This window comes from Domibacillus sp. 8LH, from assembly GCF_038806185.1.
GTDB classification, from domain to species: Bacteria; Bacillota; Bacilli; order Bacillales; family Domibacillaceae; genus Domibacillus; species Domibacillus indicus_A.
In genome coordinates, this window is the sequence record NZ_JAVJNG010000012.1 from 101,585 (window position 1) to 119,580 (window position 17,996).

Below are 17,996 nucleotides of genomic sequence, written 5' to 3' on the forward strand. Positions count from 1 at the left end.
CTTTCCTGTCGAAGGAATCTCCTTTTGTTCTGCCAAATATTCGTAAACAGAATTTCGTCTTAATGGGCACGTCTACATCATTACCCCATCAATGTGAAAGCCGCATCGTTTACTAAGCGGCAAGATAACATTATTAATAAATCTATCTCCCCTTTTTAATGTTCGTGTTTTTTCAATTATTTTTAATGATAACGTGTACATGAAGATGATAATTTCAAAAAACACGAACTTTTAGTTGACAGAAAAATAAATATATCCTAATATCAATATTGTTAGAAAACATGAATAGTACCGCTTACGTTCGTATATCCTCAATAATATGGTTTGAGGGTTTCTACTAGGATCCGTAAAATCCTGACTACGAATGGGTGTCTTTAGAGAACCCATTTGTAGTCAGGATTTTTTTATTGTTTTCTAAGGAATAAGGAAATAATTAAGAAAAAACCTATTTAGGAGTGTTCAAAATGGATAATGTATTTGATTATGAGGATATTCAGTTAATTCCAGCAAAATCGATTGTAAACAGCCGGTCTGAATGCGATACAAGTGTTACGTTTGGCAGCCGGACATTTAAGCTGCCTGTTGTGCCTGCTAATATGCAGACGATTATTGACGAAAAGATTGCTGTTTACCTGGCGGAAAATAATTATTTTTACATTATGCACCGTTTCCAGCCTGAGAAGCGGCTCGATTTTGTGAAAGACATGCAATCCCGCGGCTTATATGCCTCTATTAGTGTCGGGGTTAAAGAAGAAGAATACACGTTTATCACAAACCTAGCAGAAGAAAATCTTACACCTGAATATATTACGATCGATATCGCACACGGTCATGCCAATTCGGTCATCAATATGATTCAGCATATTAAGAAGCATCTGCCTGGAAGCTTTGTAATTGCCGGGAATGTCGGAACACCTGAAGCGGTGCGCGAGTTAGAGCATGCGGGCGCGGATGCGACAAAAGTGGGCATCGGACCTGGGAAAGTATGCATTACAAAAATTAAAACTGGATTTGGAACAGGCGGCTGGCAGTTAGCTGCGCTGAGATGGTGTGCAAAAGCAGCGAGCAAGCCGATTATTGCAGACGGCGGTATCCGTACACACGGGGATATTGCTAAATCCGTCCGCTTTGGCGCATCAATGGTGATGATTGGCTCCCTGTTTGCCGGACATGAAGAATCTCCTGGAGAAACAGTTGTCCAAGACGGAAAGATGTATAAAGAATACTTTGGATCAGCTTCTGAGTTTCAAAAAGGGGAAAGAAAAAATGTCGAAGGCAAAAAAATGCATGTGGAATACAAAGGCGCCCTGCAGGATACGTTAACGGAAATGGAGCAGGATCTTCAGTCTTCTATTTCTTATGCTGGTGGAAATAAGCTGTCCGCAATCCGCAATGTAGATTATGTAATTGTGAAGAATTCCATTTTCAACGGTGACAAAGTATATTAAAGCTGTTTGAAGAACACAGGCCAGCCAGGCTGCTCGGCTGGCCTTTTGTTTTACTTTTTCGCAGTCCCTCACTATCTCTTAATTACAGTGGCCGTCTGCTGAACACTTCGTGATGCCTTCCTTATCAATTTGAATGGTTACATGGTGTAGTTCGAATTCGTCATGAAGCAGCTTTTTCGCTTTAAGTAAAACATCCTGCCCATCTCCATCCTGACTTACAACCAAGTGGCAGCTGAGCGCTGGAAAATCAGACGTGATAGACCACACATGCAGATCATGGACTCCTTTTACTTCACTCAGAGAAAGAAGCTTTTCTTTAACCTGATCAATATCTACACTCAATGGCGTTCCTTCCATTAAAATATGAACGGAATCCCTTGTAACCCGGTACCCACTCACTACAATTAAAAGTGCCACGATCAAACTGGCAATCGGGTCAGCCAGATTCCAGCCAAAAAACATCATCATCAGGGCAGCTACGATCGCTCCAAAAGAACCGAGCATATCGCCTAAAACGTGCAAAAAAGCACTTCGAACATTTAAGTTTTCCTCTTTGTCACCTTTCATCAAAATAAATGCCGCTGCGATGTTCACGATTAATCCAAGTGTTGAAATGATGAGCATTCCAGAACTCATGACTTCCGGCGGATTCGTGATACGCTCATACGCTTCAAAAAAAATATAAAGAGAAATCACCATAAGCGTAAGACCATTTAAGAAAGCCGCCAGTATCTCAAAGCGTTTATAGCCAAACGTTTTTCGGTTTGATGCTGCTTTTTGCCCGATCGTTATCGCTGCATAGCTTAGGCCCAGTGCCGCTGCATCACTCAGCATATGTCCCGCATCCGACAACAGTGCCAGACTGTTCGTTAAAAATCCGCCTATTAACTCTATGATCATATAAGAAGTAATTAAGAAGAACGACCATTTTAGGGCCGTTTTATTGCTGCTTCCATGATGATGTCCGTGCCCATGTGAATGTCCCATGTTTTTTTTCACCTCTTATGATTAAAAAGCCTTCTCTCTACATAGTAGAGCTGACAGGTTTTCTTTCAAATACAAACCAGCTGATCTATTATTAGCTAGCATATGAAAGACCCTTCTCCCATGGTCTTGCTGCAGCGGAATTTCTCCCTTTTTAAGCAGATTCATTTATACCATTACACTGCAGGTAATCGTCTTTAGAATGAATAAAAGAACGATCATCTTCTTTTATGAAGAAATTACTATTTCATTACATTCTTGTATTCTTGTATATGTTCAGCTATATACCTGGCATCTTCCCCTACGCCTTGAAGAAGAGCCGAACCGCGCCGGTGCTGCCAGGGCAGGCCTAAAAAGTATAACCCTTTCACTGGTGTAACGCCTCTTTGATGAACAGGGTATCCTTTGTCATCGAGTACACCTTTTACTTTCAGCCACGCATAATCCGAAACAAATCCTGTGGACCAGATAATATTTTGCACATCAATCGTAGAACCATCCTGAAACTGTATAGCCGTTCCCTCCGCCCCGACCGTTCTGCTCTTTTGCATCACTGTTCCGCATGTCAATGCATGCTTTAATTCTGAGCCAAAAATAGGATCGCCGCTGCTGCGAATCTTTCTTGCTACCCATGAATCACGTGGAGCATCTAATACTCCTATTTTATCAAGCCACCAAAAAATACTCCTCTTTCCTATTTTCAACGGTAAAAATCGTAACTTTTGGCTGACAGATAAGTATGTTTTTCTTGTCTTAGACAGTTCTACTGCGATTTGAGCCCCGCTGTTACCGCCGCCTACTACCAGCACATTTCCCTCAGGCAAACCAGCCGGATTCTTGTACTGAGAAGAATGTATCTGGAGAACGTCTGGTGAAAGCTTTTGGGCAAAATTCGGAATGAAAGGTGTCTGGAAAGGACCAGAAGCAATGATAAGACTGCTTGCTTCATACGTCTGGCCATTTGTTTGGATGCATAAACGATCCCTTTCCTTCCATACACTTTCCACTTCTGCCTGCAGATGAACTGGAAAACGGAATTGTTCCGCATAACGTTTCAAGTAAAAAGCCATTTCATTCTTTGCAGGAAAGCCGTGTGGGTCGCCCTTCAGCGGCAGTCCAGGCAGGGCGCTGTACATTCTCGGTGTGAATAAGGTTAACGAATCATATCTGCTTTTCCACACGTCTCAAATATCCTCACTTCGATCTAAAAGGATAAAAGGCTGATCGAGTCTCTTTAAATGATACGCCATTGCGAGTCCTGCCTGTCCTGCACCAATAATGACTGTGTTATACATCCAACCGGCTCCTTTTCTTTCGTACACCTTCATCATTCCTTAGTTAAACATTCAAATAATCATTTGAACGTTTAGATACTTCTATTATAATCAAATTTTGGATAAACGTGAATATTCAACTATATATGAGAATGTTTTTGAAAGCAAAAATTCCACCAGAGCTCATCAGTCTCTTGGTGGAATATTCACAAATTTGTTTCTTTAATAAATTAAAAATTTGTTGCTGTTTGGTTATGATCTTTAGTGTTTCCCTTAGATTTTTTGCCCGGCTTTAGAACAGACAGCCCCATCGGCAGCAAAGAAACAAGCCCAATAACTCCAATTGTAACCAACGCCTTGTGATGTTAGGCAGCATTTCCGACGCCATGATCAGGATTGGCATTGAAAAAACAATAACAGGATAAACAAGGCTGCTTTTCACCTGCACTATGAAGATAGATGTGACCTGCTTGAACAAATTAGCCATGCTTATTTAAAAGAATTGATGGAGGTGCTCAACATTTCTTTTCATCTTCGAAATGGAAAAGTGAATAAAAAAATTTTAAAGTTATTGTCAGAGATTTAAACAACCTGAACATTCCTGCAGATTTTATATTACATTTTATCTCCTCTGCTTATATTAGAGTCGTAAAGTGGCGGCTGAGTGAAGATACCCGGTATTCTCCGGAGTATATGGAAGAAGTCATTACAAAATGTCCGATAAACGCGGTTGGCTACAAAATCAATTTCAAAGAAGAAGATTCGGATTAATGGGTAAGCCAGCTGTAGATTAATGTGTTTTAGGAGCTTATTTTACTTACAATGCATCACTTAAAAGTGCACCCCAATGGTTAGTTGTGTCTAACTTTTGGGGTGCGCTTCAATTCCATTTGCTGTTTAAGTTTGTCCATCTCTTGTATTCGCCGGGCAATATGCTTTTTTAAGTCCTCCAGCTCTATCATTTTACTTTTCAGTAATGTTTTTCGTTTACTGAGATTTCCGTTCTCAATTAACTCCTTAATGGCTGTTAAAGACATATCACAGCTTTTTAAAATATTAATTTTATTGATAACTTGAATTTTCTCACGGCCATAATATCGATAATTTGTTGAAGGATCAATGTAAGACGGCTTTAGCAGGCCAATATCACTATAGTAATACAATGTATTAACAGAGGTACCACATAACTTGGAAAATTCACCTATCGAATACATGCTATTCTCCTTTCAGATAGGACACCTCCAGTTTGGATTGAATACTGCTTTTCATTTCTTTCTAAGAGAATTCAATCAAAACCTTTGCGATGCGTATCAATATTTGTTAGTAAATTTACCCATATTTTCACTTTATCTAAACCATCTGCTCATAACAATAGATATTTCCTCGTGTTATTGGCCAGAGACTCCTCCTATTTACACAATAACTAGGTGGGGATTTATGCTGGTTTAAAACCGTTAGAAACTGATCACAAGTATTTTACGAGAAGGAAATCCAGAAGCCAAAATAAAAAACGGATTTTGGCTTTTTTCAGTTAGTTTGCCTTGTAGACTTCTATGTGGAAAATTATACAAAATAAGAAAATTGACGTGTCAGCTTTATTAAAAAGGGTGAGGTTTTTAATTTAACAAAGAAATTAAAAACCTCACTCTCTTTAAATCTTGCTCATTACGAAGAAAGTTTATCGTATAACCTGTTTTCGCAGTTCGCTAATCGAATAAAGGCCTTCTTTTTCATGCAGCTTTTGCATTTCAGTACTGCCTACTTTCGTAGCGGCATCATACTCACCAAGCACAGTGTCCATCATAATAAAAACTGCCTGATCGTACGCCATATTTTCTGCATCAAACCCTTTGATGAAAAACCTGAGATCCACCAATTCTGCTTCTGGGTCATACAGATAATCGAAATATACATCTTCATCGGTCAGTGTCAGCCCGTCAATCGAAATATGACAGCCCTCCCCAGACGGCTGGCGAAAAGCGATAATGTCGAAACCATTCAGATTTGGGGCTTGATCCACTAATCCTCTGACAACGGGAAATAATTCTTCCACACCGTCTGCACTGATGATAAATTCCCTTTTTCCGTTTATCAGATCCGCACTAAATTCAAATGCAAGATCCTTGTGCACCTTGCGCAATTTTTTCTCAAGCTGGTTAAGCAATGGCTCATAATTTTCTTCAGACAACTGGTAATAGTCCTGTTGTACTTCCTTAAACCATTGCCAAAACAATGCTGCCTGATCTTTTTTCTGAAACAGTCTTTTAATAGGCATTTTCCCTCATCCTTTTCACTATTTTTATTTCATCGTAATGTAAGTTCTCGAACGATACTTCCCATCAGCTGTTTTTCCTGCTTTACCTTCAGGCCGGCAGCTTGTATGTTCTCTATTGTTTTTCGATTAATATTAGCGCCCCACATCCTGACAGTAATGGGATTTATAATATCCATCAGCTTGCCAAGAACAACATGTTCACTACGCATGTGTTCAAGCATCAACACTTTGCCACCAGGCTTTAACACTCTCTTTATTTCTTTTAATCCCTGAACCGGATCAGGTACTGAACAAAAAACACATGCTGTAACGACGGTATCAAAGGATGCATCAGGAAAATCCATCTCTTCTGCATCCATCTCCATTAGTTTAACAGGAACCGGGGCTTTTTCTGCTTCTTCTTTGGCCAGATTTATCATTTTAGAACTGAAATCAATCCCTGTTACGCAGGTTACCGCAGAAGGATAAAAAGGGAGATTCGCACCTGTGCCAATCCCAACCTCTAGTACCTCTCCTTCTGCCCTTGCAAGCATTTCTTTGCGCCACAAGGGGCGGACCATTTTATCCATCGTGTTAAACACCGGAGCAATTCGGTTGTATCGTCTTTTAATGATTTCTGTTTGTTTAGACATACTGAAGCTCTCCTATCCTGGTCACTTTGTTAAGGAATTAAAAACAACATATAAAACACTTACTGCAAATTCAAAGGTTCTCCTGCAAAATGGACAAAGAACCGGGCAGTAATGAGGGAAATACCTTGTTAAAGAACAGCGTCCTATGTATATTCAATCATGCTTGCCTGGGCAAAGCGCAAACTTCTGCTTTTAGGGTGACTTCTCATTCTGCAGCTATCTGAACAATCTTTCTCATTTCTTTGATATAAACATATTCTCTGGCTTTAAATCGTTCATTCTCTATAGTCATTTCCCTTTTTCTCGGTTGACATATCGAAAAAAATCGATATACAATAGTAAGCATGGAACCAATCGATGTATTTAAGGCGTTATCAAATGAAACCCGACTTAACATTTTACACTGGTTAAAGGAACCAGAGAAGCACTTCCCTAAACAAGGCGCTCACCTGCCAAAGGAGGTTAGTATCAAAGGGGGAGTATGTGTAGGGGATATTCAAGAAAAAGCCAAAGCTTCTCAATCTACCGTTTCCCATTACTTAAACATGATGCAGAAAGCGGGTCTGCTTGAATCAGTTCGTTATGGTCAATGGACCTATTATAGACGAAATGAAGAAGCCATTCATCAGTTAGCTGAATATTTTAAAACAGAAATTTGAGTTGATTGATTTCTGTTTTTTTACGACGTTTTATATCGATTATTCTAGATATATAATTATAAAGATATTAAGGAGGGATTTATCTCGTGCGTTACTTCGCATATATACTAGCGTTATTAGCAGGATCCGCCCTTAGCTTTGAAGGAGCTATCTACGCTGAACTAGGGAAAGCAATAGGACAGCTCGAAACTAGCTTTTATAACTTCTTTATGGGCTCAATCATCATGGGATTATTATGGTTATTCTTTGGAAAAGGTAAACTTTCATATGCGGTGGAAGCACCTAAATGGTCCATACTAGGAGGCGTTCTAGGAGTTGTATATTTAACATCTATCGTGATTAGTGTTCCATTTGTTGGTGTTGGAATCACCATGGTTGCAGTCATTATTGGTCAATTGGTAATGAGTATGGTTATTGAACATTATGGCTGGCTTGGCAGCAAAAAAACCAAAATCAATAAAGAAAAAATATTTGCCGTTATTTCAATGATTATGGCGCTTATTTTAATAAACTAGGAGGCCTAAAAATGGGTATATTCATGATTCTATTCACCTTATTAGGAGGCATTACATTAAGCGCCCAATCGTCTATCAATGGAACACTTAGTCGAAAAGCCGGAACAATAGAAACGACATTTTTGACCTTTATCACTGGATCTATGTTTCTTGCCATTTTTATTTTGTTTTTTGGTCAAGGAAATGTGCTTGGAATACTAGAAGCACCCAAATGGCAATTAAGTGCCGCTTTTTTAGGTACGATGTATTTGCTTTTCACTGTCATGGCTGTTCCAAGAATTGGGGTCATTGCAACCAATATTGCTGGTATTATTGGTCAGCTTGTCATTGGTATGCTTATTGATCATTTTGGCTGGTTTGGCAGTTTGGTCATATCTTTTGATTTGAAGCGCTCTTTTGCCTTACTCTTTATGATCATTGCTCTTTATTTTATCTATAAAGGAAATAAACGCTCCAGTGAAGAAACCCGTGCATAACATGCTTGAATAATGAAAAACGCTGCAAACCGGAAAAAAGGAGCAGCGTTTTTTATAAGATCAACATATTTTTATTCAACTAAACTTTTCATTCGTCGAACAAAAAACGAGCCGCATTTTTAATGAAGCCCTTTTCTAAATTCCTTAATGCTTCGCAGGATTGATCTCCCTTCCCTGTCCTCTTCTAAGGTCACTGGGCCCCTTATACACCATTCCCTTGTTTCAATTCTTTGTATATTTTCGCCTTAATACTTCAAACAGGTATAGCCTATTCTAACAGAATGGGACTATACCTGTTTGAATCTGTTTATGCTTAAAAGAACAACGTCCCCCCCCTGTCTCAGCAATTTTGAGTAGTAATTTAACCATAGTGAGACCTTAAAAAATTATAACCAGCTATGTATTCAAGTTAAAAGAAAAACAGCCGATAAAACTAGTAGCAAAGCCTTGGTTAGCATTATATATTTTGTCTAAATTATCATCATTTTATAGTCATTTAGGAGGAAAAACATGAGGACGAAAAAAACAGCAAGAAAAGAGTTGTCTCAAAAAGGGAATCGCTTGTTCGCTGGATCGCTTAAAAATAAACTGATTATATCCTTTGCATTAATTTTGATTATTCCAAGCTTAATTATTGGCTCTCTTTCTTATGACAAAGCAAAAACAAGCATACAAAGAGAGATTACAAACAGTGCAGAAACCAATGTTCAGTTACTTAGTGACGTATTAGACGCTGCTTTTAAAGCAAAAATGGAGCAAACTCGTTTTTTAGTGAACGGGATGGATCAGGATTTATTTAAAGATCCAACTCACAAAACTCTTCGAAGTCAGCTTACTGCTTTCTCTGATACCACAGAAGGTGTCCTCTCTGCCTATGTTGGTACTAACGATGGAACATTTATAATGGAACCGGCTCTTGATACCCCAGAAGGCTTTGATGCTCGGGAGCGAGTCTGGTACAAACAGGCAATGGAACATAAAGGAGAAGCCATTGTCACATCTCCTTATGTAGATGCTTATACTGGAAAAATGGTTGTTACAATTGCCTCTGCTCTTAAAGATGGAAGCGGCGTTACTGGATTTGACCTTGAAATTGACTATTTAAAAAATATTGTATCCCAGGCCACTATCGGAAAAAAAGGATATCCTTTTATTATGGATGGTGATCAAAAAATCGTTTTTCATCCAACCGTAAAACCGGGTGAAACATTAGACAGCCAGATTAGTGGTCCATTATTCGCCTCCAATGAAGGGCATTTTGAATATGAATTTGAAGGTATTGCGAAGGACATGGTTTTCCTAACCAATCCAACGACCGGCTGGAAAGTGGCAGGAACAATGGAAGTATCCGAGTTTATAGATGCCTCTCAATCGATATGGAACAGTGCTTTATTGACTTTAGCTCTTTCCCTTATTGCTGGAAGTTTGTTTGTATTCTTTGTTCTTCGTTCTATTCTCCGTCCTATCAGCCGTTTAATGACAGTAACTGAAAAAGTAAGCAACGGAGATTTAACAGAGCGTGTAGATGTAAAAACAAAGGATGAGATTGGACAACTGGGGACAAGCTTTAACCAAATGATTGATTCTCTCCGCAGTGTTCTCATGAAGATTAATGATTCATCCCAGCATTTAGCAGCATCTACCCAGCAGCTATCAGCTGGCTCTGAATACACAGCCCAGACAACAAAAGAAGTAGCCGATGCTATTCAGGAAGTGGCATCAGGTTCAGAATCTCAAATGACCAGTACGGAAGAATCTGCAAAAGCGACCGAGGAAATTGCGAGAGGAATTCAGTATATTGCTGAAGGGTCTAATATGGTTTCGGAATCTTCCGTTACTGCATCTCAAAATGCTCAAAAAGGAAATGAAGCACTTGAACAAGTCACAGCACAAATGAAACTTATCGCTGAAACGGTAAACGGAAGTGTAGGGACGGTTAAGCTTCTGGAAGAACATTCTCAGGAAATTGGAAAAATCACAGATGTCATTACACAAATTGCCGATCAAACAAATCTTCTGGCGTTAAATGCTGCAATTGAAGCAGCACGGGCTGGCGAACAAGGAAAAGGATTTGCGGTTGTAGCGGAAGAAGTGCGGAAGCTGGCGGAAGAGTCCAAAAAGTCAGCGAACCAGATTTCTAACTTGATTAGTACCATTCAAAAAGACACAGCTAAAGCGGTGACTTCCATGGAAAAAGGCAAATCAGAAGTTGAAAGCGGCTATAGTGTAGTCATTACTGCAGGAGAAGCTTTCGAGCAGATTCTTGGGTCTGTTCAAAAAGTAACGGAACAAATACAAGAAGTTTCAGCTACTTCCGAAGAGATTTCTGCTAGTGCTGAAGAAGTCACTGCATCTGTTGAAGAAGTTTCCAGCATCGCCAGCGAAACAGCAGCCAGCGCAAGTCAAGTGGCTGTTTCCGCCGAGGCTCAGCTGCATTCCATTGAAGAGATTACAAAGTCTATTCATGAATTAAGCAAACTTGCAACCGACTTACAAGAAACAGTGAACGAATTTAAAATGTAAGAAATAGCTTAATGAAAATATACAGCAAAGGTGAAATCCGCTTAGGAGATATTTATTACCTCAGCAGCCAAGCAAAAAAGCGCTGTTCCTTGAAAATAAGGAACAGCGCTTTTCTTTTGCTCACTTCTCTCTTTAGCTAACAACTTGGTTATTAAAAAGAAATCTTTGAAATTCTCCAACTGCTTAGTATAAACTCTAAATTTTTGGGGGGCACACCAGTTTAACGTCCTACTTCGCTTTTACCCCGAATTGGGACACTTCTACTGTTCCCCCATCCCCTCAAGATTCTTTGACCCAAAGTTATCGAGCAATGCACGCACTTCATCTGTTGACTCTGTACTCATTAATTGATTTCTTAATTCACTCGCCCCTCGAAATCCTTTCACATATATCTTAAAAAAGCGATGAAGAGCCTTGAACGGCCGCAGCTCTAAATTTGAATATTTATCATGGAGATCCAGATGCAGCCTTAAGAGATCGAGCAGTTCCTTACTACTATGATCTTTCGGCTGCTTTTCAAAGGCAAATGGATTATTGAAAATACCTCGCCCAATCATAACCCCATCAACACCATATTGATGAGCGAGCTTTAAGCCAGTTTCACGGTCAGGGATATCTCCATTGATCGTCAAGAGTGTGTCTGGTGCCACCTGGTCACGAAGTTTTTTAATCTCCGGGATTAGCTCCCAATGAGCATCTACTTTGCTCATTTCCTTTCTTGTACGCAGATGAATGGAAAGATTAACAATGTCTTGTTTCAATATGTGTGTTAGCCAGTCCTGCCATTCGTCTACATCCGTGTAACCAAGCCTTGTCTTTACACTTACGGGCAATCCCCCTGCTTTTGCTGCTTGTATTAAATCTGCTGCAACTTCTGGGCGACGGATAAGACCGCTTCCCTTCCCATTCTGTGTCACATTAGGTACAGGACAGCCCATATTGATATCCAGACCCCTAAACCCGAGCTCCGCCATACCAATACTCATTTGCCGAAAGTATTCAGGCTTATCCCCCCATATATGGGCTACAATCGGTTGTTCATCCTCTGTAAAAGTCAAACGCCCACGCACACTATGTTTCCCCTCTGGGTGACAATAGCTCTCCGTGTTTGTAAACTCTGTAAAAAACACATCAGGTCTGGCTGCTTCACTCACTACATGGCGAAAAACAACATCCGTCACATCTTCCATTGGTGCCAGTATAAAAAAAGGTCGTGGTAAATCACGCCAAAAATTATCTGTCATATTCAAATTCAAATCCTCTCATCATGGGATACCAGGCCAAACCCTTATCCCAAAATTAAAAAGCAAAATGTCCCTGCTTCTTTTACACTTATACCATGCTTAAGCACTTTTTATCAAACTGATCGGAAATGTTTATTTTAACTTCACAATCTCTGTATAACCAAAATAATCTCCTGCTAAAATCCATTCCATCAACCAGCAAAATATGAAAAAACCTCTAAACGTTTTAGCTGCATCATTATTAGCAAGGACAGTGTTTGCATCATCCATTTTTCCAGTGTTTGCAGAAGAGACTGTCAACCCTGCGCTCGCAATAGAGTCACCGTTACAGGAAGGATCAGCACCATTCACTGATGTAAATGGGACAATCTACGAAGAAGCTGTAAAATTCCTTTATGACAATTTGGATATCATGGGTACAGATCAAATATTTGGAGTAGAACATCCAATTAAGCGAGCGGATGTTGCCGTTATTATGCACAAATACTTGGCACTTGATGGCCAGAGCAATGTCCCTAAAACGAATTTTAAATATGTGCCGGCTCGCGCAGCTCAAGCAGTGGCAGCTCCTAAATATCATGGAATTGTCAACGGCAAGTCGGGTTTGTACTTTGGAGCTGCAGACAACATTACACGGGGTGAAGCAGCCATCATCCTTTTCAGGTCGTTTGGCGAAGGGCGGCTTGGTGATGCTTCCGGAAATGAGGCATCGAGTAAATTCACAGATGTAACAGGCCGCTATGTAGAACCTGTAAACTTGCTTGTAAAAAACGTGGCATTATTCAGTGAAAATCAAACAAGAGATTTGATACAACGGAGAATTTAGCAAGAGGTCAATGGCGGGTAAGTTCAACGGATTCTTCTCCTTTGGCGAGAACCAGTTTTTCTTTCTTTGATTCCTGATCGACCACATACAGCTTGGCGTATGGAATGCCGCTCGGTGATACACCGGAATCGTAGTGTTTTAAAACAAAGCCTTTTGAATCTGTTTCCTCAACAGGGTTCGGCTGGCTTTCTTCTGTTAGGCCGCTTTTTGGTTCTTCATCTGCAGGCGAGTCTTTCACTGCCTCTTGGTCGTGAACGGGCGATGCAAATTCAGATGTATGGCTTTCAGGACTCTGTTGATGGTCTGGAACAATATCTGCCTGTCCACTTTTAAACTCTTCCAGCCCCATTTCCTCAGCTGTATAAAGGCCGCCGAGCGGAAACTGGCGTCTTAAGACGAGCACTTCGGCCACTTTAACGATTGCGGCACTCGGCATGGCATCCTAAATAGAGGAGCCGCCTTTCCCGCTATCTCGCTGTGAGTATGCATTGGTTTTAAAGTATTCGGCAAAGTTTACGAATGCCGTACATTTCCTTCAGATGGAATAAGCTCAAGCTCATCCCCTTCTCTTACTTCCGCTGCACAAGGAGCGCCGACATAATTGGGATCCTGGGCCGCTATACGAAGCAGGCCGTCCCCTATGGTGATAAAATTTGTACGTGCCCCCTGTCTCGTTTCGTATTTTTGAAACACAATATCGTCAAGAATCGGGTTCAGTTCAAACGTTTCGCAGACTTCTACGAAATGCCTAGCTTCTTCCTGTGTTCTTCCGTTTGGTCCGACAAAGCGGCTCCAGATCAGTGATTTCTGTTCCCAGGAAAAATCCAATGCTTTTTCCATTTTGATAAACAGTCCTTTAATTAAAGTATCCCTTTAGCAAAACAAGAAGATATTCAATCTATATAGTAAAAATCCTTTAACTTCAACCACGTTTCATACCAAAATGTTTTATGTTTTAAAGGTTTTTCTATTTTTATTCCCCCTCTATTTTTGATTATATATACTGTATCATTCTTGGTTTCCATCTTATCCCCAAATTTAAAAACCATTTCTAAACAGTCCTGTTTATACTGATTTTCTCTTTCATCGGACCATTCTGTTTTTTCAATTGAAAATCTTCTTTTCAAGTTTTCACCATCCTTATCTTCAAGGGTACATAGAATCAAGTTTTTTGTTGAGTTAGCCTGCCCGCTAGTTGAAGAAGAATTAAAATCGCACCAACACTTTAACCGGTTTTCTTTTTAGAAAAGACTAGGTCAAGAAAAACGAGTCCAAAAGATAAACCTAGGGAGTTAGAAACTATGTTATACAAATCGAATTCTACTGATTTAAAGATATAATCAGCAATATAAGCGAACCCACTAAGGAAAACAAAATAAGCAATAAATTTATACACTCTTTTTCTTATTTCGATCCCTTTCAATTTTTTCATATTGATAATTATCTTAATCATGAAATAAAAAACAGAGAGAAAAAGAAAAATGATATAGCCGATTATAAATGCAAAAGAAAAAGAACTATCAATGTCCTTATGTGCCATGAATAATATAATAATTATGCTTACTAAAAGCAGTCCATAAATAGTATACGTTAAAATGTTTTTCTTCATTTTATGCCTCAATGATTTCCAATGCCTTTAAGCATCTCAGAAAAATATAAATTTGTTTATGAGTAATTTGTACCTTCTTCAGCTAACCTTCCCCGTTAATTGAATAAGATTAATGATTATCCAACATGTTATTTAATTTGACTAATGCCTCGGTTACTTCTTTTCTTAGTTGTTGTTCAGAAATTTCAAAGGCAGTTTCTTGACCTGGAAGACACTCGTGCCAATAACAGTCTGTTGCCTCAAATACCCCATTCAGAATCTTAAATTGAGTTTCATCCATTCGATCATTCCATTCTAAAAACTTTGTTTGGTATTGCGTCTGAAATTCATCGGCTGACATTTTGCCGTTAAGGAATTTCTCCATTATTTCTTTATATTTGTTTTCCAACATTTCAACTCCTTGTTTTAGATCAGCCACATAAGTTATACGAAATAATTGCCAGATAAACTTTTTAACCCTGCTAAATTCGTGATCTACCCAACTTCTGTTATTGAACTTGTAAACGGCAGTTTTAAATAACAAAAAGTTGACATTGTTCCATGGTATTTCTGCCAGTATGATTCTTGAGTATTTGGAATCAATGTTAATTCATCATACGGTGACAGTACAAATAAAAATAGCAAAAAATTGACCCCTTCCTATGATTCATCTAGGAAGGCTTTTTCACGCTTGCAAAGTTAGAATAAGTCCAAATAATTTATATACAAAAAGAGCTGCCCAATTAGAACACCTCTTTTTAAGTAGACTATCATGGTCATACATTTGGTTATATTCTTTACAAAAAAGCTGTTTTCGTAGCCACAAATGGTCACATTACCAGCGAACTTCCTGCTCCTTACCGGTTACCCACTGTCTCTGGATATAAGTGATGATTCATCGTATAAAGGTGATTACAGATACTGATAGGACTGGAATTATCCATTAACATCCGCCTTTTTTCCCAAAGCAACAGTGCCAAACTCTCTTAAATATGCATAGACCAAAGAGAAGAGAAGCAAGGAAGCTGAGTATTGCAATAATGAGGGTGAAAGTAGCACCAATGGTTTCTAGACCAAGGAGCGAGAAGAAACCAGGGATTACAGGTGTTGCCCCCCCTACCGTTAGCAGCAGTAATACTACACCCACTAAAAACCCTAAGAACATATCAAAAATGCTACATGTAAAATGTTTCGTACTCACAGACGCCCACCTCCTTTCATAGGACTAATTGTCCTACTATATAATACGTGGCTGCTTGAAAGTTCGTTAAGGAGAAACGCACAAAGAAGCTAAAAAAGTATTAATAAAAGGCCCTGATATACCCTGAAATATTTTGTTTCTACTGCTGTGCAAGAAAAACCGGACCATCACAGTCCAAGCGAAGCGATATGGCAGCGCTGTCGGAGTGAAAGCTTTCCAGGAAGTAAGCGCTGCTAAAGGGTATTATCGAACAAATGAGGCATGTGGGGCATAACGAATAATACGTTCATCAAAAACACCTGCAACTGTGCAGAACGGCTTAACGTGAGACTAATCGACCGCAGTAACATGATAAATTTAATTGCGGAAAGCAAGGCGATCCACTCAGGCATAGAAAAAGCCCCGCCTGGTTTAATCCTGCGGGGTTATTCTATTTAACACTTTTCGAAAACAGCGCCACACCGCGGCTCATGGACAATTGGACAAGGCAACGTTACCCCGGCAACAACCGAGTCAGATGGTGCGGCAGTAAGTATGATAATAAGATCAGAGTAAAAAATATTGCGCACAAAAAGCCACCGACTGTTAAACCGATGGCTGCCCTGTCATTACTGATCCGTCGTCAATAGCGAATCGCTGAATGTATAACCAAGATTTTTACCATCACTCCCGTAGACATGAATATCGTTCAAGTCTGTCAAAGCACGATACTCCGCATAATAGTAATAATGATTGACTACCATCGAGCCAAGTTTATTAACGGCCAATTGGCGCACTGCATCATCGTCTGTTGACGCTATAGTCGAATATATCTTTGCGACATGCTGGTTCGGCACGATTTCAACTCGGTCAAACAATGCAATGCCATCGTTGCTTGCAAAATTTGACCGAAATGTTTGAGTAAATTTCTCCGATAAAGCTTCGTCTACTGTACCACGATATTCTTGCGCCGGCTCTTTCGCAGATACAAACACGATTAATGCTATTATTAAACTGAATACAATAAGCGCACCGATCATTTTAACATTTACTGCTTTAATCACATTTATCGTCTCCCTTTTCTGTTTGGATAAGTGTAGACAAGCAGTATTAAATTCATACATAGGAAGGCTATTCCTTTTTATATCAAACTTGCGGTGAAAAATAGCAAAAAGTTTTTTGTGGCGCGTAAATTCCAGGCAGCAGATGCAGCATATTCAGAGGGATACTTGGGGGTCAGCGCTGACAAAAAGCAACGGTCACTCTGCCGCTGCTTCTCTTTATTCGTATTGTCCTACAAGCGATTGCATTTTTGGTCATAATACGGCTTTATCATAAGTTCTGTCGCAAGGTAATGTCGGTCATCTAGCGTCGGCACCTGCGAAGGCTGTTTGCTGTGCTTTTTCTTGCGTTTTGTCATTGTTTAATGCCTTCATATGACTCTAATTTTAACACTTATATGGCAGTATAAATTTTTTCTTTGTAGTTTATCTTCTCGGCACAGCGGGTAAAGGATTAATTGTGTTAACCAATACCACCTCCTAACCTCTTTACATATACGATACTGTTTGCTGCGGAACTCCCTCCGCGGCCTTTTTTTATGCGTAGCGCCCGTCGCGGCGTGATTTCGCAAATTTTCGCTTTGTTGTTTAAATTTCTTCATAGGAGGTAAGTATTCTGAGACAAGGTTTCACTTTAAACCCCCTGCCCTATGTCTTGTCTTTTGCTGCGGCGCTGTTTCCGCAGCTTTTTTTATTTATTTGGTTTTTCTTCGCTTTGGAGCGGGTAAACTAATAGTTGTCGTAGTTCCCTGCCACCTCCAAAGCGTTTCAACCCATTATTACATACTTTTTTGCTGCGGATCTTTCCGCGGCCTTTTTTGTGCGTTTAACTACGCTTCTTCTGTAAGCACATGTACACAATTTTCAAGTGCGAAACGGTCAAGAATCTTATTCAAAACGCCATTGTAGAATGCGACCAGATTGCTGATTTTCCTCGTTTCCGTACGCGTAACAGCTGTGTGTAATGCAGTCACAGCGATATATTCTCAACGTCTTGCTTATCGAAAGCTCCGCGCTTAACTAAATAAGAAGACTTAATTTTACGTTCCTAAAACAGGAAATAGCAATCCAGATACAAAAACACCACCTGAAATTTTTTCAGGTGGTGTTTATCTATATAAAAGGAGGTGACTGTTGCAGTACCTTAACTTTTCTTTATAGCTTTTCCTTAAACCATATTCTGGATAATGGAATATAATTCCAAAGTAAGAGAACAGCTTTCGCTGTTCTCTTGTTTTGCCTGGCGGCGTCCTGCTCTCACAGGGGGAAACCCCCAACTACCATCGGCGCTGAAGAGCTTAACGGCCGTGT

Annotated in this window: 17 protein-coding genes, 1 pseudogene and 1 riboswitch; of the genes and pseudogenes, 6 read left to right on the plus strand and 12 right to left on the minus strand. The window is 39.7% G+C overall.

Annotated elements, in window-relative coordinates:
- Window positions 1–281: 281 nt before the first annotated feature.
- Window positions 282–381, plus strand: a riboswitch (purine riboswitch).
- An 83-nt stretch (window positions 382–464) separates the two neighbouring features.
- Window positions 465–1,448, plus strand: coding sequence for a GMP reductase (guaC, locus tag RG959_RS14650; protein WP_242237841.1), 984 nt, complete (start codon window positions 465–467; stop codon window positions 1,446–1,448).
- Between the two features lie 78 nt (window positions 1,449–1,526).
- Here guaC and RG959_RS14655 read toward each other — a convergent pair whose 3' ends face one another.
- The 5 genes and pseudogenes from RG959_RS14655 to RG959_RS14675 all read right to left on the minus strand — a co-directional run bounded on the left by RG959_RS14655 (window position 1,527) and on the right by RG959_RS14675 (window position 6,613).
- Complete coding sequence (locus RG959_RS14655; RefSeq protein WP_342797733.1) at window positions 1,527–2,435, minus strand: cation diffusion facilitator family transporter; 909 nt, start codon at window positions 2,433–2,435, stop codon at window positions 1,527–1,529.
- 239 nt (window positions 2,436–2,674) lie between these two features.
- Window positions 2,675–3,727, minus strand: a pseudogene (locus RG959_RS14660) (flavin-containing monooxygenase).
- Between the two features lie 830 nt (window positions 3,728–4,557).
- On the minus strand, window positions 4,558–4,920 hold the full coding sequence (locus RG959_RS14665; protein WP_342797734.1) for a MerR family transcriptional regulator: 363 nt from the start codon (window positions 4,918–4,920) through the stop codon (window positions 4,558–4,560).
- A gap of 464 nt (window positions 4,921–5,384) precedes the next feature.
- Window positions 5,385–5,981 carry a hypothetical protein gene (locus tag RG959_RS14670; RefSeq protein WP_342797735.1) on the minus strand — a complete coding sequence of 199 codons (597 nt, stop codon included), beginning with the start codon at window positions 5,979–5,981 and terminating at the stop codon, window positions 5,385–5,387.
- Window positions 5,982–6,010: 29 nt separating this feature from the next.
- The gene (locus RG959_RS14675) at window positions 6,011–6,613 is read right to left on the minus strand and encodes a class I SAM-dependent methyltransferase (RefSeq protein WP_342797736.1); all 603 of its coding nucleotides are present in this window, start codon (window positions 6,611–6,613) and stop codon (window positions 6,011–6,013) included.
- 344 nt (window positions 6,614–6,957) lie between these two features.
- Between RG959_RS14675 and RG959_RS14680 the strand changes: the two genes are divergently transcribed.
- From RG959_RS14680 to RG959_RS14695, 4 genes are all read left to right on the plus strand, one after another.
- Window positions 6,958–7,272 (plus strand): ArsR/SmtB family transcription factor, encoded by a 315-nt coding sequence (locus RG959_RS14680; protein ID WP_242237831.1) that lies wholly within the window; start codon window positions 6,958–6,960, stop codon window positions 7,270–7,272.
- 86 nt (window positions 7,273–7,358) lie between these two features.
- Complete coding sequence (locus RG959_RS14685) at window positions 7,359–7,787, plus strand: DMT family transporter (RefSeq protein ID WP_342797737.1); 429 nt, start codon at window positions 7,359–7,361, stop codon at window positions 7,785–7,787.
- 11 nt (window positions 7,788–7,798) lie between these two features.
- Window positions 7,799–8,263 carry a DMT family transporter gene (locus tag RG959_RS14690; protein WP_342797738.1) on the plus strand — a complete coding sequence of 155 codons (465 nt, stop codon included), beginning with the start codon at window positions 7,799–7,801 and terminating at the stop codon, window positions 8,261–8,263.
- A gap of 510 nt (window positions 8,264–8,773) precedes the next feature.
- Complete coding sequence (locus tag RG959_RS14695; protein WP_342797739.1) at window positions 8,774–10,786, plus strand: methyl-accepting chemotaxis protein; 2,013 nt, start codon at window positions 8,774–8,776, stop codon at window positions 10,784–10,786.
- A 260-nt stretch (window positions 10,787–11,046) separates the two neighbouring features.
- On the opposite strand, the gene RG959_RS14700 is transcribed toward RG959_RS14695, so the two are convergent.
- Window positions 11,047–12,030 carry a tRNA dihydrouridine synthase gene (locus RG959_RS14700; RefSeq protein ID WP_342797752.1) on the minus strand — a complete coding sequence of 328 codons (984 nt, stop codon included), beginning with the start codon at window positions 12,028–12,030 and terminating at the stop codon, window positions 11,047–11,049.
- 253 nt (window positions 12,031–12,283) lie between these two features.
- On the opposite strand from RG959_RS14700, the gene RG959_RS14705 reads away from it, so the two are divergent.
- On the plus strand, window positions 12,284–12,856 hold the full coding sequence (locus tag RG959_RS14705; RefSeq protein ID WP_342797740.1) for an S-layer homology domain-containing protein: 573 nt from the start codon (window positions 12,284–12,286) through the stop codon (window positions 12,854–12,856).
- Between the two features lie 7 nt (window positions 12,857–12,863).
- On the opposite strand, the gene RG959_RS14710 is transcribed toward RG959_RS14705, so the two are convergent.
- The 6 genes from RG959_RS14710 to RG959_RS14735 form a co-directional block, all read right to left on the minus strand.
- Window positions 12,864–13,292: a hypothetical protein gene (locus tag RG959_RS14710; protein WP_342797741.1), complete on the minus strand. Its 429-nt coding sequence runs from the start codon at window positions 13,290–13,292 to the stop codon at window positions 12,864–12,866.
- A 77-nt stretch (window positions 13,293–13,369) separates the two neighbouring features.
- Window positions 13,370–13,696: a hypothetical protein gene (locus tag RG959_RS14715; RefSeq protein WP_342797742.1), complete on the minus strand. Its 327-nt coding sequence runs from the start codon at window positions 13,694–13,696 to the stop codon at window positions 13,370–13,372.
- A 53-nt stretch (window positions 13,697–13,749) separates the two neighbouring features.
- Window positions 13,750–13,983, minus strand: coding sequence for a hypothetical protein (locus tag RG959_RS14720; RefSeq protein WP_342797743.1), 234 nt, complete (start codon window positions 13,981–13,983; stop codon window positions 13,750–13,752).
- Window positions 13,984–14,574: 591 nt separating this feature from the next.
- A complete protein-coding gene (locus tag RG959_RS14725; RefSeq protein ID WP_483298892.1) occupies window positions 14,575–14,853 on the minus strand; it encodes a colicin immunity domain-containing protein in 279 nt (92 codons plus the stop codon).
- Window positions 14,854–15,387: 534 nt separating this feature from the next.
- The gene (locus tag RG959_RS14730) at window positions 15,388–15,645 is read right to left on the minus strand and encodes an ABC transporter (RefSeq protein WP_342797745.1); all 258 of its coding nucleotides are present in this window, start codon (window positions 15,643–15,645) and stop codon (window positions 15,388–15,390) included.
- Window positions 15,646–16,253: 608 nt separating this feature from the next.
- Entirely contained in the window at window positions 16,254–16,688 is a 435-nt protein-coding gene (locus tag RG959_RS14735; protein ID WP_342797746.1) for a hypothetical protein, read from the minus strand.
- Between the last annotated feature and the right edge of the window lie 1,308 nt (window positions 16,689–17,996).

What these genes read in the sequence shown, in the direction of transcription:
- RG959_RS14675 (WP_342797736.1), bottom strand. Translation starts at nt 6,613, where the DNA reads ATGTCTAAACAAACAGAAATCATTAAAAGACGATACAACCGAATTGCT.
- RG959_RS14690 (WP_342797738.1), top strand. Translation starts at nt 7,799, where the DNA reads ATGGGTATATTCATGATTCTATTCACCTTATTAGGAGGCATTACATTA.
- RG959_RS14665 (WP_342797734.1), bottom strand. Translation starts at nt 4,920, where the DNA reads ATGTATTCGATAGGTGAATTTTCCAAGTTATGTGGTACCTCTGTTAAT.
- RG959_RS14680 (WP_242237831.1), top strand. Translation starts at nt 6,958, where the DNA reads ATGGAACCAATCGATGTATTTAAGGCGTTATCAAATGAAACCCGACTT.
- RG959_RS14655 (WP_342797733.1), bottom strand. Translation starts at nt 2,435, where the DNA reads ATGGGACATTCACATGGGCACGGACATCATCATGGAAGCAGCAATAAA.
- RG959_RS14695 (WP_342797739.1), top strand. Translation starts at nt 8,774, where the DNA reads ATGAGGACGAAAAAAACAGCAAGAAAAGAGTTGTCTCAAAAAGGGAAT.
- RG959_RS14715 (WP_342797742.1), bottom strand. Translation starts at nt 13,696, where the DNA reads ATGGAAAAAGCATTGGATTTTTCCTGGGAACAGAAATCACTGATCTGG.
- RG959_RS14700 (WP_342797752.1), bottom strand. Translation starts at nt 12,030, where the DNA reads ATGACAGATAATTTTTGGCGTGATTTACCACGACCTTTTTTTATACTG.
- RG959_RS14670 (WP_342797735.1), bottom strand. Translation starts at nt 5,981, where the DNA reads ATGCCTATTAAAAGACTGTTTCAGAAAAAAGATCAGGCAGCATTGTTT.
- RG959_RS14710 (WP_342797741.1), bottom strand. Translation starts at nt 13,292, where the DNA reads ATGCCGAGTGCCGCAATCGTTAAAGTGGCCGAAGTGCTCGTCTTAAGA.
- guaC (WP_242237841.1), top strand. Translation starts at nt 465, where the DNA reads ATGGATAATGTATTTGATTATGAGGATATTCAGTTAATTCCAGCAAAA.